The organism is Fulvivirga sp., from assembly GCF_040218215.1.
GTDB lineage: Bacteria > Bacteroidota > Bacteroidia > Cytophagales > Cyclobacteriaceae > Fulvivirga.
On the sequence record NZ_JAVJQL010000007.1, the window covers coordinates 1 to 14,383 of the forward strand.

At 37.9% G+C, this 14,383-nt stretch carries 12 protein-coding genes; 6 read left to right on the top strand and 6 right to left on the bottom strand.

Translation table 11 applies throughout. The features are described from left to right. Together RIB54_RS01625 and RIB54_RS01630 are read right to left on the bottom strand one after the other, a co-directional pair. On the bottom strand, positions 1-188 hold a 188-nt coding region (locus RIB54_RS01625; RefSeq protein WP_350098986.1), incomplete at its 3' end, for a hypothetical protein. A 39-nt stretch (positions 189-227) separates the two neighbouring features. After that, positions 228-1,469 carry a hypothetical protein gene (locus RIB54_RS01630; RefSeq protein WP_350098987.1) on the bottom strand — a complete coding sequence of 414 codons (1,242 nt, stop codon included), beginning with the start codon at positions 1,467-1,469 and terminating at the stop codon, positions 228-230. A 279-nt stretch (positions 1,470-1,748) separates the two neighbouring features. Between RIB54_RS01630 and lysS the strand changes: the two genes are divergently transcribed. Further along, on the top strand, positions 1,749-3,479 hold the full coding sequence (gene lysS, locus RIB54_RS01635) for a lysine--tRNA ligase (RefSeq protein WP_350065306.1): 1,731 nt from the start codon (positions 1,749-1,751) through the stop codon (positions 3,477-3,479). Here lysS and RIB54_RS01640 read toward each other — a convergent pair. Next, positions 3,476-6,229 (bottom strand): putative LPS assembly protein LptD, encoded by a 2,754-nt coding sequence (locus tag RIB54_RS01640; RefSeq protein ID WP_350098988.1) that lies wholly within the window; start codon positions 6,227-6,229, stop codon positions 3,476-3,478. The genes lysS and RIB54_RS01640 overlap by 4 nt on opposite strands. Positions 6,230-6,296: 67 nt before the next feature. Between RIB54_RS01640 and RIB54_RS01645 the strand changes: the two genes are divergently transcribed. Both RIB54_RS01645 and RIB54_RS01650 read left to right on the top strand, forming a co-directional pair. After that, entirely contained in the window at positions 6,297-7,097 is an 801-nt protein-coding gene (locus tag RIB54_RS01645; RefSeq protein ID WP_350098989.1) for an N-acetylmuramoyl-L-alanine amidase family protein, read from the top strand. A 5-nt stretch (positions 7,098-7,102) separates the two neighbouring features. After that, positions 7,103-8,062, top strand: coding sequence for an MlaD family protein (locus tag RIB54_RS01650; RefSeq protein WP_350098990.1), 960 nt, complete (start codon positions 7,103-7,105; stop codon positions 8,060-8,062). Here the strand turns inward: RIB54_RS01650 and RIB54_RS01655 are convergent. Both RIB54_RS01655 and RIB54_RS01660 read right to left on the bottom strand, forming a co-directional pair. Further along, a complete protein-coding gene (locus RIB54_RS01655; protein WP_350063571.1) occupies positions 8,059-8,439 on the bottom strand; it encodes a DUF779 domain-containing protein in 381 nt (126 codons plus the stop codon). The genes RIB54_RS01650 and RIB54_RS01655 overlap by 4 nt on opposite strands. A 76-nt stretch (positions 8,440-8,515) precedes the next feature. Further along, on the bottom strand, positions 8,516-10,039 hold the full coding sequence (locus RIB54_RS01660) for an aldehyde dehydrogenase family protein (RefSeq protein ID WP_350098991.1): 1,524 nt from the start codon (positions 10,037-10,039) through the stop codon (positions 8,516-8,518). A gap of 146 nt (positions 10,040-10,185) precedes the next feature. Between RIB54_RS01660 and RIB54_RS01665 the strand changes: the two genes are divergently transcribed. The 3 genes from RIB54_RS01665 (at position 10,186) to RIB54_RS01675 (ending at position 13,806) form a co-directional block, all read left to right on the top strand. Continuing rightward, complete coding sequence (locus RIB54_RS01665; protein ID WP_350063567.1) at positions 10,186-11,103, top strand: AraC family transcriptional regulator; 918 nt, start codon at positions 10,186-10,188, stop codon at positions 11,101-11,103. A gap of 155 nt (positions 11,104-11,258) precedes the next feature. After that, positions 11,259-12,884 (top strand): acyl-CoA carboxylase subunit beta, encoded by a 1,626-nt coding sequence (locus RIB54_RS01670; RefSeq protein WP_350098992.1) that lies wholly within the window; start codon positions 11,259-11,261, stop codon positions 12,882-12,884. A gap of 64 nt (positions 12,885-12,948) precedes the next feature. Further along, on the top strand, positions 12,949-13,806 hold the full coding sequence (locus tag RIB54_RS01675) for a transglutaminase-like domain-containing protein (RefSeq protein WP_350098993.1): 858 nt from the start codon (positions 12,949-12,951) through the stop codon (positions 13,804-13,806). Positions 13,807-13,808: 2 nt separating this feature from the next. Here the strand turns inward: RIB54_RS01675 and RIB54_RS01680 are convergent, their stop codons facing one another. Then, positions 13,809-14,372, bottom strand: coding sequence for a redoxin family protein (locus RIB54_RS01680; protein WP_350098994.1), 564 nt, complete (start codon positions 14,370-14,372; stop codon positions 13,809-13,811). Positions 14,373-14,383 lie beyond the last annotated feature (11 nt).

Sequence of the window (14,383 nt, forward strand, 5' to 3'; positions counted from 1 at the left end):
GGGCCATTGAAAGCGATAGATCCACCGATGATGAATTCAGGTTTGCAAGGATCAACAGCTACTTCCACAATGTTTGTTTCTCCCCAATATTTATCACAACCTTGAATTCTTGCACATCTGATGTAATACATGGTTTGGGTCAGTCCTGAAACAGGAAGTTCTATGAGATTTTGAGAACCAGTAACCATAGACCAGTCGGTGTTACCTTCAAAATTAGGAGTGTTAACTTAGCTTTGCAGCCAAACATATTCTAAATCAGTACCGCCAAATGAACTTGTTGGTAATGCAGTTGACACTACGGTATTTGTATTGTTTGGATCATACGGGCCATTGAAAGCAATAGATCCACCGATGATGAATTCAGGTTTGCAAGGATCAACAGCTACTTCCACAATGTTTGTTTCTCCCCAGTATTTATCACATCCCTGAATACGGGCACAACGAATGTAATACATGGTTTGTGTTAGTCCTGAAACAGGAAGTTCTACGAGATTTTGAGAACCAGTAACCAAAGACCAGTCGGTGTTACCTTCAACATTAGGCGTGTTAACTTCGCTTTGCAGCCAAACATATTCGAAATCAGTACCACCAAATGAACTGGTAGGCAAATTAGTAGAAGTAATAATATTTTGAGCAGAGGGGTTATAGGGTCCAGAAAATGAGATGCTTCCTCCAGTTATGGCCTCCGGCTGACAGATATCAACAATAACTTCAACAATGTTAGAATTGTCCCAATACTCATTAAAACAACCTTCTATTCTTGCAGACCTGACGAAATAGGTTGTTTGAGTTAGTCCTGCAAAAATAAGCTCTTCCAGATTCTCAGACCCTTCAACCACTTGCCAGTTAGGGTTATTTGCGATATCAGGTTCATTGATTGTGTTTTGCTTCCAAATATACTCAATGAGTGCGCTTGGAAATTCAGTTGAGGCAGGTTCATTGGAATATATGGCATTATCATCATTTATATTATATGGACCATAATAAGCTATTTCACCCCCATTGACCGCACCAGGGCCACACGGTTCAAGTGCGGTTTCGCATACACCTGCCCAATTTAAATTTTCAACGTATTCACCATAACCTGGGCCATCACCACTGCTATTACAACCAGATTTAATCCATATTCCAATAATGCATTTATCCTTGTTTCCACCAGTCCCTTGAAATGTTCGACTTAGTCCGTTAAGGTTGTCAAATTTTTGTGTGGTATTATCATTAAACTTTAAAACAACATTGGATAAGTCTTTAGTTGAGCTGGCTGTAACACTCTTTAATGTTTCAGAATAGATGGCTGAGACATCGGGCATACAATCAATGAGCTCACTGCTTTTGCTATTTGTTCTATTTAAACCCGAGTTAATTAATGATGCCCCCTTCTCATTAGCAGTACTATGATCAGATTTTACATTGACATTGTTGCCAACAAGAACATTACCCAATGAAATGGTACTAATTAAGATGAGCACACAAATCATTCTATATTTTAAGCCAACCCAATTCATAACATTCAAGCCTTTAGTTATTTTGAAAATATTACTTCTCAAATTGAGAGTAAAAGTACAAAAATTCTTAGATATTTTAATCTATTAGTATTTACACGAGTAAATTGAATACAATTTAGTGTTGTTTGGTAACCAAAACTTACATGAATAATTTTTACTTCATTTAAATGACACAATAGGATAATCTGTTATTAAAAAAGTCAGATTAAACTATCTTTGCGGCTCTAAGAAAAATATAGATACATGCAATTGAGTGAACAGGAATTAGTTAGAAGAGATGCCAAAATGAAACTGGAAGAGTTAGGTATCAATCCATATCCATCAGAACCATTTGACGTTAATGTTTCCACAAAGGAAATCTTGGAAAACTATGAGCGAAGGAAGATTGATTACAAAAACATTTCAATTGCAGGACGAATAATGAGTCGTAGAATTATGGGTTCGGCTTCCTTTGCTGAGCTTCAGGACTCAACTGGCAGGATTCAAATATATATACGCAGAGATGATATTTGTCCCAATGAAGATAAAACACTCTACAATACTGTGTTTAAGAAATTATTGGACATAGGCGATATCATTGGCATTAAGGGTTATGTATTTACTACTCAAACTGGAGAAACTTCAATTCATGTAACTAGCCTTAAGGTTTTGTCAAAATCGCTAAAGCCACTGCCTGTTGTTAAAGAGACTGAAGATGAATCTGGTAATGTTGTGAAACACCATGCCTTTTCTGACCCTGAAATGAGATATAGGCAGCGTTATGTTGATCTTATTGTGAATGAAGAGATTAAGGAAACATTCATAAAAAGGACAAAGTTAGTTAACTCAATGAGGGATTACCTCAATGAAAAGGGGTACCTGGAAGTAGAAACACCAATCCTTCAACCTTTATATGGTGGGGCAGCTGCCAAACCTTTTAAGACCCATCACAACACATTGGATATGACCCTTTATTTAAGGATTGCCAATGAGCTTTATTTAAAAAGACTTATTGTTGGTGGGTTTGATGGGGTATATGAATTTTCCAAAGATTTTAGAAATGAAGGGATGTCACGGTTCCATAATCCGGAATTTACGCAGGTGGAGCTTTATGTGGCTTACAAGGATTACAATTGGATGATGGACTTGGTTGAAGAGATGATCGAAAAAGTAGCGCTTGATCTTCATGGAACTACTGAGGTTCAGGTGGGTAATAATATTCTTGATTTTAAGAGACCTTGGAAAAGATATACCATGTTTGAAGCTATTGAGCATTTTACAGGTATAGATATTTCTGCAATGGATGAAAGCGATTTGCGAAAAACAGCCAAAGAGTTAAATGTGCCAGTGGATAATACTATGGGTAAAGGCAAACTTATTGATGAAATATTTGGTGAGAAATGTGAAGGCCAATTGATCCAACCGACATTCATCACAGATTACCCTATAGAAATGTCTCCTCTGGCTAAAAAACATAGAGATAAAGATGGTTTGGTTGAAAGGTTTGAGGCCATTGCAAATGGTAAGGAAATTTGTAATTCATTCTCTGAGTTAAATGATCCCATAGACCAAAGACAGAGATTTCAGGAGCAGCTTGAGCTTGGTAAACGTGGAGATGAGGAAGCCATGACCTTAGATGAAGACTTCTTAAGGGCGTTAGAATATGGAATGCCACCAACGGCCGGCCTTGGAATTGGTATTGACAGGTTAAGTATGATAATGACCAATTCCAACTCTATCCAAGATGTTCTTTTCTTCCCACAAATGAAGCCTGAGAATAAACCTAAGGTAGCCTCCGCTGCTGATTTTATTAAAATAGGTATTAGGGAGGAGTTGATTCCAATCATTCAAAAGCTTGGTTTTACAACTATCAATCAACTAAAGGAAGCAAATGTCAATAAACTTTTTAATGATGTTTGTGGAATGCGTAAGAAGATGAAGCTTGATATTAAAAACCCAGATTTAGAAGAAGTTAAAAAATGGATTGAGGGTTAATTATCAAAGAAACTTCTGTTTCTATCGATTTTTAAATCTTGTAACATACTTGACTTTACGTGAATTGAAAAACTGTAGCTTTGTTGAACACCAAAAGGAGTCCAATTGAAATCCAATTGCCAGCAATGCAGATCTCTGGAAACTCCAAACTGTGTTCTCGTTAATTCTTTGTTTTCAAAGTCATACCCTGAGTTATAAGTAATCTTCCATTTCTCTGTTAAGGAAAGATCTCCAGAAAACCGCAAGGTCTGGGTAGTGTTTGAGTCTTGAAAACCTTGTTTAGTATAGTTTAAGCTATAACTAACCCTCAAACTCCAAGGGATGTTGAAGTCAACATAAGCGTCAGGGTTGTTTATCAAAAATGCTTTATCTGCTTCGTTTAGGTTGGAGTCTTCAATTTTCTTGTTGGTGGTATTTTCTTTATTTCGAGCTTTGGGATTGAAGTTTGTACTGAGTGCAATATTGGCTTGCTGCAATTGGCCCAGCCCATCACCATTATTCCATGCATACCTGTCTATGCGCCTATCGAAAACGGTTCTAACACCTGCATCATTAGTGACAATACTGTCCAATATGTAAACATAAGGGCTAATAGTACTGGTAAAGTTAATGGATAGTTTATCGTTGAAAACTGAAGTGTTCGCCCTAAGACTAATGTTGGATAATTTAAATTCTTCAGCAATCAAATTGTAGCTACTACCTATAGAGAAGTTCTTTAGTATAGACACCTTTTCAGCCTTATTTGTTGTGTCTTTTTTGGTTTTGACTTTCATTTCAAGAGTATTACTAAGGGAGAACCCTATCGATGCGCTTTCTCCCTGGCTGGCGCCTCCATATATAAAACCCTGATGCCTCGACTGAAGTAATTCTTCACCTTCTTCGGTTTCTAGTCTTTGGAAGTAGTCAAACTTCTCATCACTAAAATCAGGGGTGTAGCCTAATGAAATGTTGGGGTTCATTACATGGCGAATAGCTTGGATTTTACTGCCTTTTTTGAAGAAGTAGGTTCCGTAGAGCCTTGTGTTTATACTTGTCCCTACATTGTAGGTGGAAATTCTATTGAAACCATCTAAAGTATCTACAACTATAGCCCTTGTAGGGTTCTCAGGATCCAGGTTCCAGATAAGTTTTTCGAAGTACCACTTCTCCTCATAACTTACAGATGGACTTGCTGTAAAGTGCTTTAATAATTTAAAAGAAGTGCTTAATGGAATAGAATGCCTGATTCCTTTTCTTGAATCCTTCAGGAATGTTCCAAAGTTGTCAAAATCAAACGGAGCTATACTATCCACAGCAGGGTCTTCCTTTCCAATCCTTCCCAAATTATTAGTGATTTGATTGGTTCCGGCCATTGTATATTTCAAATTCAGCTTGTCCATCCATCCAATACCGGTGCCTGTCTTGCTTTTTAGTGGATAAATATTTCCCATGTTTAAGGTTACTGATGGCAGCAGTAAATCAACATCCCTTGTTCTGACATCCTGATTGTGCCTGGCGCTAACACCAAGGGTGAATGGGCTATTCCCAAAAGTTTTTGAATAGGAAATATTAGAGCTAAGTTGTCTGGTAATATTATCAAACCTAGCATTAGTAGGGTCACCGTTAACTCCAAGGAAATTGTTTTGATTATAAGTGGCAGTGGCTGCATTAACATTTGCACTAAACCTACTATTGCCTCTTGATTCCGGATTATGACTCCAGGTTAACCTAAAATCATTTTGCTTTGACAGGTCTTCAATTTGATCACTTAATCTAATCTGGGTATAACTGAAATTGATATTTCCATTGTAAGAATATCTTTTTTTGTAGGCTGACATATAATTAATTCCATGGCCGCCTTTGGAATACAAATCACCTGTTACTGTTGCTTTAAAGTAGTCGCTCACATCAAAGAAGTAACCACCACCTCTAAGGAAAAAGCCACGTCTGCTTTCCTCTCCGTAAGAAGGAACGAGTATTCCCGATGCAGATTCCTGTTTAGATGGAAACATACCAAAAGGAAGCCAGAGAGGTGTAGGCACATCATTAATCTCCAGATTTGCGGGCCCAGCCACAACTTTATCACCTGGAATTGCCTTAGTTTTTTTGGCTCTAATTCTGTAGTGTGGGTGTTCCAGATTGCAGGTGGTGTAGGAGTTGTCAATACTAAACAATTCGTTCTTCTTGTTTTTATATACAACGTCACTGTGTAAATAGCCTTCTCCTTGCTGAGTAACTACCTCAGATATTCTGGCTTTACCTGTTTTGAAATTATAAGTAATGTCTTTTGTTTCATAAACTTCACTTCCATTTTTAAAAATGGGAAAACCAATTTTTCTGCCCAGACTATCCTTTCGCCCATTTGCAGAAAGTGTGTTTTTAGTATAGTCAATTTCTACATAATCTGCTTCAAGTTCTATCGGCCCATATTTGATTCTGGCATCTCCATAAAGCCTAACTATTTTGGTGGTTACTGAGAAGTTGATTGAATCTCTGGCAGAGTAATTGATTGTTGTCTCAATATCACCCTTTGGTATTTCTCTGGTTTTGGTAGAATCTTGCAAGGTACTATCACCAGCAATGCTCAAAGAGTCGATAGGTAATTTGGTAGAATCATTTGATATTCTATTGATAGAAGAGGAGTCATTATCAGCAATTATTCCATCTTTGACAGAAATATTGTTTTCCGGATTTTGAGCGTGAAGCTGATTTATGAAAAATGTACCTAAAACAAGTAAAAAACCGTACTTGACGTGGAGAATGGACTTCAATTTGTATGGCCTATTTTTCGGTTTTAGAGAAAAATTTACAATTTTGTGTAAAGTTATTGTAATAACTTTGAAGAAGCGAAAGAATGTGAAGAATATTGCCATCATTGCCGTTCTCTTAGCAATTACCTTGCTAAACTCATCTAACACAATTAGGAAATCTGATTTTAAGGTGAAAACTGTTGTTATTGATGCCGGTCATGGTGGCCATGACCCTGGTACACATGGCGATATTAGTAAAGAAAAGGATATTGCTTTAGATGTGGCAAAAAAAGTGGGCTCGTACATAACTGAGTACTTGCCTGATGTTAAAGTAATCTATACTCGAGATAAAGATACCTTCATTGAATTGGAGCAACGGGCTGTTATTGCCAATAAGAATAATGCCGATGTTTTTATATCAATTCATGCCAATGCAGTATCAAAAAACACTATATATGGAACTGAGACCTATGTGATGGGAGCACATAAAACGGAGGGCAATTTTGAAGTAGCCAAAAGGGAGAATAGTGTGATCTTATATGAAGATGGTTACGAGGAGAAGTACGAAGGGTTTGATCCTAATTCTCCAGAATCTCAAATTTTATTTTCGTTAAGTCAAAGCGCTTACATTGAAAATAGCTTATACTTGGCAAGTCAAATTGAAGATCAATTTGGGAAAAGGGCGGGTAGAAGGAGTCGTGGAGTAAAACAAGCAGGGTTTTGGGTGCTGTGGAGAACTTCAATGCCAAGTGTTTTGGTAGAAATAGGTTATCTTACTAACCCTAAAGAAGAGAAAGAACTAAATAGCGAATCCGTACAAGGAAACATCGCATCAGGAATTTTCAGAGCATTCAGAGATTATAAAAACGAAATTGAATCCTTAAATTAACTCATGTGAAAATATCAAAGGAACTGAAGGTTGGCTTATTTATGGTTTCAGGTATCGCCATCCTTTACTTAGGGTTCAATTATCTTAAAGGAGAAGATTTTTTCTCATCTAACGATAAGTATTACGCCATTTATCAAAATGTTGACGGGCTTAACGTCTCGAATCCTATAATGATTAATGGTTTTAGCGTAGGCAGGGTAAGCAAAATCAGTTTGTTGCAGAATGATGCCAATAAAGTACTTGTAGAGCTGGACATTAGTGGTGATATAGTGCTTGGAGATTCTGCGAAAGCTACTTTAAATAGTGACTTCTTAGGTAATAAATCTATTTCTATTTTTACAGGTGATATTTCCAAACCGCTTAAAGGTGGTGATACTTTGATAGCGGTCCTGGATAGAGGAATTGCAGACATTTTAGCGGAAAGCGCCCAGCCTGTGGCCAATAACCTTGAAGCTACAATCAAGAAAATTAATCAGGTGCTGGATCAGCTTGGAGGAACGGGAGGAAGAATAGATAGCATATTGATTGATTTTAAATCAGCATCGGCAGAGTTGAAGCCTACAATAGTAGGTACTAGAAGAAACTTAGACTCAGTTATGAGTAGTTATAACTCCCTGGCTATTGAGTTAAAAGGAACATTGCGAAAGGTCAACCCAATTTTAAGTAATTTTCAGTCACTTACTGATTCGTTAAAGGCTGTTGAACTTAACAAAACAGTAAAAAGTGCTAACAAAGCACTGGAGCAATTGACAGTGGCCATTGAACATTTCTCAACAAGCGAAGGTACTTTGGGTAAGTTGATCAATGAAGATTCGCTTTATGTTAATTTAAATAAGGCTGTTGAGAATTTGGATAAACTTCTGATCCATTTTAATAATAATCCAAAACACTTTTTATCCCCACTTGGTAAGAGCAAAAAGAAGATTGAGCGGGACAGAAGAAAAGCAGCAAAAAAGGGCAACTAGTTGCTAGCTGCTTCATCATTCTTTTGAAGGGTTTCTAGTTCTTCCATTGTAAATAATCTCGATCTTATTAAAAACCTAACGCCCATTGGAATTTCTAATGAAAAACTCGAGCCCCGCCCGGGAGTAACGTCAAGCGTTAGCTGGGTATGTTTCCAATATTCATATTGATCTCGTGACATATAAAATAGGCACCCGTAAATCGTTCCCAACAAAACATCACTATCCCCTATTTTGAAATCTCCATCTTCAAAACACATAGGAGAAGAACCATCACAACAACCACCGCTTTGATGAAACATTAATGGCCCAAACTTGTCCTTTAGCTCTTCAATAACATCAATAGCTGCGTTGGTTATAAGTATTTTTTTAACATCCATTTATTTATCATTTAATAAAAAAGTCAACTCGATATTCTAATAATATCGAGTTGACTAAAAAAACTAACATCACCTGTTAAAAGAACCCTAATTTATTTTTGTCATAAGAGATAAGCATATTTTTAGTTTGACGATAATGATTAAGCATCATTTTATGAGTTTCTCTGCCAAAACCTGATTTTTTATAACCGCCAAAAGGGGCATGTGCTGGGTATTGATGGTAACAATTCACCCAAACACGACCAGCCTTTATGGCTCTTGGAATTTGATACAATTCATGAGAGTCACGTGACCATAATCCTGCACCAAGACCGTAAAGCGTATCATTAGCAATTTCAATGGCCTCCTCAGTGGTTTTGAAAGTAGTAACCGCAACGACTGGCCCAAAAATCTCTTCCTGAAATATTCTCATTTTATTATGCCCTTTGAAAATAGTAGGTTGTACGTAGTACCCATTTTCCAGGCCTGAATTCAATTTGGCAGCATCTCCTCCACATAATACTTCAGCACCCTCTTGCTTGCCAATGTCTAAATAGGATAGGATTTTTTCGAATTGGTCATTAGAAGCCTGAGCGCCCATCATGGTGTCTTCTGCTAATGGGTGACCCATTTTAATTGCTTTTGTTCTTTCTATAACTCTTGCCAGAAACTTGTCTGCTATATCTTCATGAACCAAAATTCTACTAGGACAGGTGCACACCTCTCCTTGATTTAGGGCAAACATTACCGCACCTTCAACACATTTGTCAAAGAACTCATCATCAGCATCGGCAATACTCTTCATGAATATATTTGGTGATTTTCCTCCCAGCTCCATAGTAACCGGAATAAGGTTTTCACTTGCATATTGCATAATCAATCTGCCTGTGGTGGTTTCACCTGTAAATGCAATTTTAGCCACGCGTGGAGAGGTAGCCAAAGGCTTGCCTGCTTCTGTTCCATAACCTGTTACAATATTCAAAACACCTGCAGGAACTATGTCTTTGATCAGCTCCATAAGTACCATTATACTGGTTGGTGTTTGTTCTGCTGGTTTTACAACTGTGCAGCAGCCAGCGGCAAGGGCAGGGGCGATTTTCCAGGTTGCCATTAACAAAGGGAAGTTCCATGGAATGATTTGTCCTACAACTCCAAGTGGTTCTTGAAGGTTGATGCTTATGGTATTGGCATCATGCTCAGACATGGTGCTCTCATCTGCTCTTATAGCCCCGGCAAAATACCTGAAATGATCTATACATAAAGGAAGGTCAGCTGCACGTGTTTCTCTCAAGGCTTTACCGTTGTCAATGGTTTCTACTCTGGCCAACATTTCCAAGTTCTCTTCAATAACATCTGCAATATCCAGCAGAACTTTGGCCCTGGCTGCAGCTGGTGTGGTTGACCATGAAGGAAATGCCTGATGAGCGGCATCAAGAGCAAGATCAATATCTGCTTTGTTGCCTCTTGCAGCTTTAGTAAATGCCTGTCCATCAACAGGGCTAATGTTGTCAAAATATTCTCCACTGTTTGGAGCTACCCACTTACCGCCAATAAAATGGTCGTAATGTGGTTTGAACGAAGGCCGATCAACGGCTTTTGATATTTTTTCTAATGTTTCCATAATAATTTTAATTTTCAATCAATTCTCAAATAGTCTATTATATTATCAGAAAACTTTGCTCAGCGTCTACAAACGTTTGCTGAGCATCCAAACATCTTTTTTGTCTCCATTATTGTGTATATTTAAATACTATATCGGATCGATTTATGGGATATCTAATTGATACTGTACAGTTAACAAATGAGCATTCACTCTCTACTCTTGTGGAGAACAGGACGGCATTTTCGTTTGATTCATGCGAAATGAATGTCTTTGAAACTCATCAAAAGGCACTCAATGTTAATCTGGTATTTAATGACTTTGTACTCACCAGTATGCTTCAAGGCAAAAAGGTGATGAAGTTGGATAGTAAACCCCGATTCGACTACCTGCCTGGAGAGTCGGTTATTGTTGCTCCCGGTGAAAATATGGAGATCGACTTTCCTGAAGCCGCCTCTGGCAATCCAACACAATGTATTGCTTTAGAGATTTCCCGTGACCTTATTAAGTCTACTATGGATCTTTTGAATGAGTATCATCCTAAGGTAATGCAAAGTGAAAGCTGGATGATAGACTCAAAGACTTTTCACCTCATTAATAATATGCAATTGGCGGATACGATAAATCGTATGTTGAAAATTTCGAGATATGAAGAGGGTAAGTCTAAAGACATTATAATAGATCTCACACTCAAGGAGATGTTGGTTCGATTGATGCAGACGCAGGCGCGCATAATTTTTGAGAAGGATTACAAGGCTTTGAGTGCCAAGAATCCTTTAGCTAACGCCATTTATTACATAAAATCTAATTTGGACAAGAAGCTTGAAATGGAGCAGATAGCTGGCAAGGCCTGTATGAGCAGGGCTGGATTTTTTAAAAAGTTTAAGGAAGAATTAGGGATCACCCCGTCACAATATATACTTCAGGAGAGGCTGAAGAGAGCAAAGCACTTGCTTGAACATACCGATTATTCCATTAGCCAAATATGCTACTATTCTGGTTTTGAAAACCTTTCACATTTCATAACTGTTTTCAAAAAGCAATTTGAGAATTCTCCAGGTCAGTATAGATCGAATATTGCCTAAGAAAGCCTGACATTTATTAATTCACATCTTTAGGTAATATCTTTACTAATACTTACATATTCATTTGAATATCTTTAAAATTGCACAACCTTATTTCAATCGTTTGAAATAGCATTAATCAAGTTTTATACCTAAAAGGAACATCCATTTCTAAGATGAACATAGAATTCAACAAAAACGAGGATAGCCTAAAGCAGTTAATCTATAAACTCAAGGTTAAGTCAGAAAAGACCATGCTGGGAGGAGGTGAAAAAAAGATAGCTTCTCAACATGAAAAAGGGAAGTTAACAGCAAGGGAGAGGGTTGATTATCTAACTGATGATAACAGCGAGTTCTTAGAAATAGGGCTTTTCGCTGGTGATGGTATGTATCAAGATGTGGGTGGTTGTCCATCTGGAGGTGTGGTTACCGGTATTGGTTATGTGCAGGGCAGACAGTGTGTTATTGTGGCCAATGATGCTACCGTAAAGGCTGGAGCATGGTTTCCTATAACTGCCAAGAAAAATTTGAGGGCTCAGGAAGTAGCCATGGAAAACAGATTGCCTATCATTTATTTGGTGGACAGTGCTGGTGTGTTTTTACCAATGCAGAATGAGATTTTTCCTGACAAAGAGCACTTTGGCAGGCAGTTTAGGAATAATGCAAAAATGTCTTCAATGGGCATCGTGCAGGTTGCAGCCATCATGGGCAGTTGTGTGGCCGGTGGGGCGTATCTGCCTATCATGTCGGACGAAGCGATGATTGTAGACAAAACGGGTTCAATATTTTTGGCTGGATCCTATTTGGTGAAAGCTGCCATAGGAGAAACTATTGATAATGAAACGCTGGGAGGAGCCACTACGCATTGTGAAATATCAGGTGTTACTGATAATAAATTTGATAATGATCAGGAATGTCTTGATTACATAAAGTCAATATTTAATAAGATCGGTGATTTTGATAAGGCTGGTTTTGATAGAATTAAGCCTGCAATGCCAAAGGAAAAGCCGGAAGAATTATATGGAATCATACCTGAAGATAGGGTTAAGCCATATGATACGCTAGATGTTATCAAGCGCCTCGTTGATAATTCAGATTTTGAAGAATATAAAAAGGCTTACGGGCAAACAATAGTTTGTGGCTATGGCCGCATAGATGGATGGGCTGTGGGCATTGTGGCTAACCAAAGAAAAGTGGTGAAAAGTAAAAAAGGTGAGATGCAAATGGGTGGAGTGATTTATTCAGACTCTGCCGACAAGGCTGCCCGCTTCATTATGAATTGTAATCAAAGAAAAGTGCCTTTGGTTTTTCTACAAGACGTCAGTGGATTTATGGTAGGAAGCAAGGCTGAGCATGGTGGCATTATTAAAGATGGCGCTAAGATGGTAAATGCCATGGCCAACTCGACCGTGCCCAAATTCACTATCATGATGGGCAATTCTTATGGAGCGGGAAACTATGCTATGTGTGGTAAGGCTTATGACCCAAGACTTATTTATGCCTGGCCAACAGCACAAATAGCGGTAATGAGTGGAGCTTCTGCGGCTAAAACGTTACTGCAGATAAAGGTAGCCACCCTTAAGGCTAAGGGTGAAGAGATTACTCCTGAAGCCGAGGAAAAGCTTTTGAAAGAGATTACTGATAAGTACAATGAGGAACTAAGCCCTTATTATGCCGCATCAAGGCTTTGGGTGGATGGGATAATTGATCCTCTTGAGACACGTAAAGTCATCTCTATGGGTATTGAAGCTGCTAATCATGCACCCGTAGAAAAATTCAATGTAGGAGTAATCCAGACCTGATTTTAATTGGAAATTACAGCACAGTAATTTAAATTCAAGCATTATAGGCATTAACTATTAGCATTTGAAAGACAGTGAATTAAAGGCATTGGTATCTTTATTAGATGATGAAGATGGAGGTATCATTTCACATGTAGAAGATAAGATAAAGTCACTGGGACAGGAAATAATTCCATTTCTTGAAACGGAGTGGGAAAGCAATTTAAACCCTTTAGTACAAAGCAGGATTGAGGATTTAATTCATGTTTTGCAGTTCGAGCTGCTTCAGGATAGACTTGTTGAGTGGATAGATAACGAGCAGGACGATTTGTTAAAAGGTCTTTGGCTTGTGGCCACCTATCAATACCCTGATTTAGAATATATAAAACTAAAGCAGGATCTTGAACAGATTTATTATGAGGCGTGGCTGGAGATTAAGCCGGATGCTCACCCATTTGATCAGGTTAAAATTCTTAATAGTGTTTTATTCAGCAAACTGAAATTTGGAGCGAATACCAAAAACTTTCATTCGCCTAGCAACTCCATGATTAATCAGGTGCTTGAGTCGAAAAAAGGAAACCCGATATCACTTTGTGCAGTCTATATGCTGGTGGCTCAGAAGTTGAAGATGCCCATATATGGTGTTAACCTGCCAAATCTTTTCATTCTTACCTATATAGATAATACACATCAGCAGTTTTATATTAATGCATTTAACAGAGGGTTAATTTTCTCGAGAGACGATATAGATAACTATGTTGCTGAGCTAAGGATTAATCCTCAGGAGAGTTTTTTTCAACCCTGTGACAATGCTGAGATTATCAGGAGGACATTAAGAAATTTGATGAATTCTTTTGAAAAAATTGGTGATCACAGTAAATGCGAAGAAGTGAAGACGCTACTTCACAGTATCTCCAATGGAGACATAAGCGGTTTAGACTAGACTTACTTTATCATACAGCCAATCGGTCGCGTATTAGGATTTGTAGCACTGCGCCCTGCCAGCAAATTTTCGATATTAGATTTCAGATAAGCTTCTTTTACATCAGATGCCACTTGCGGATTATTATCTATAGCACCTTTGTAAAAAACACTAAAGCCACCTCCAGCAGGTTTTAATAAAAATACTTCAGGGCTCTTCTTTGCACCAAATGCTTTCATCACAGTTCCACTTTTATCAGATAGATAAGGGATGTTAATACCCCAGGCAGAAATCTTGTTTTTCATTTCGGTTTCAGATTCCTTTTCATCATTATGACTGTTGATCAAAATAAATTGAATATCGCTGGAATAATCAGAAACCAGCTGAGTAATCCGGCCTTCATAGTAAACAGAAAAAGGGCATACATTACTTGTAAAAATTACAACTATCCCTTTTTTACCCTTGAAATCATGTAGCGTAGTCTTCGAGCCTGACCTAACATCAGTTAAAGAAAAATCAGCTACAGTTTGCCCAAAGGAATATCCTGCAGCTAGAATTGATATCAATATAATCACAAGTTTTTTCATGATTCAGTAGT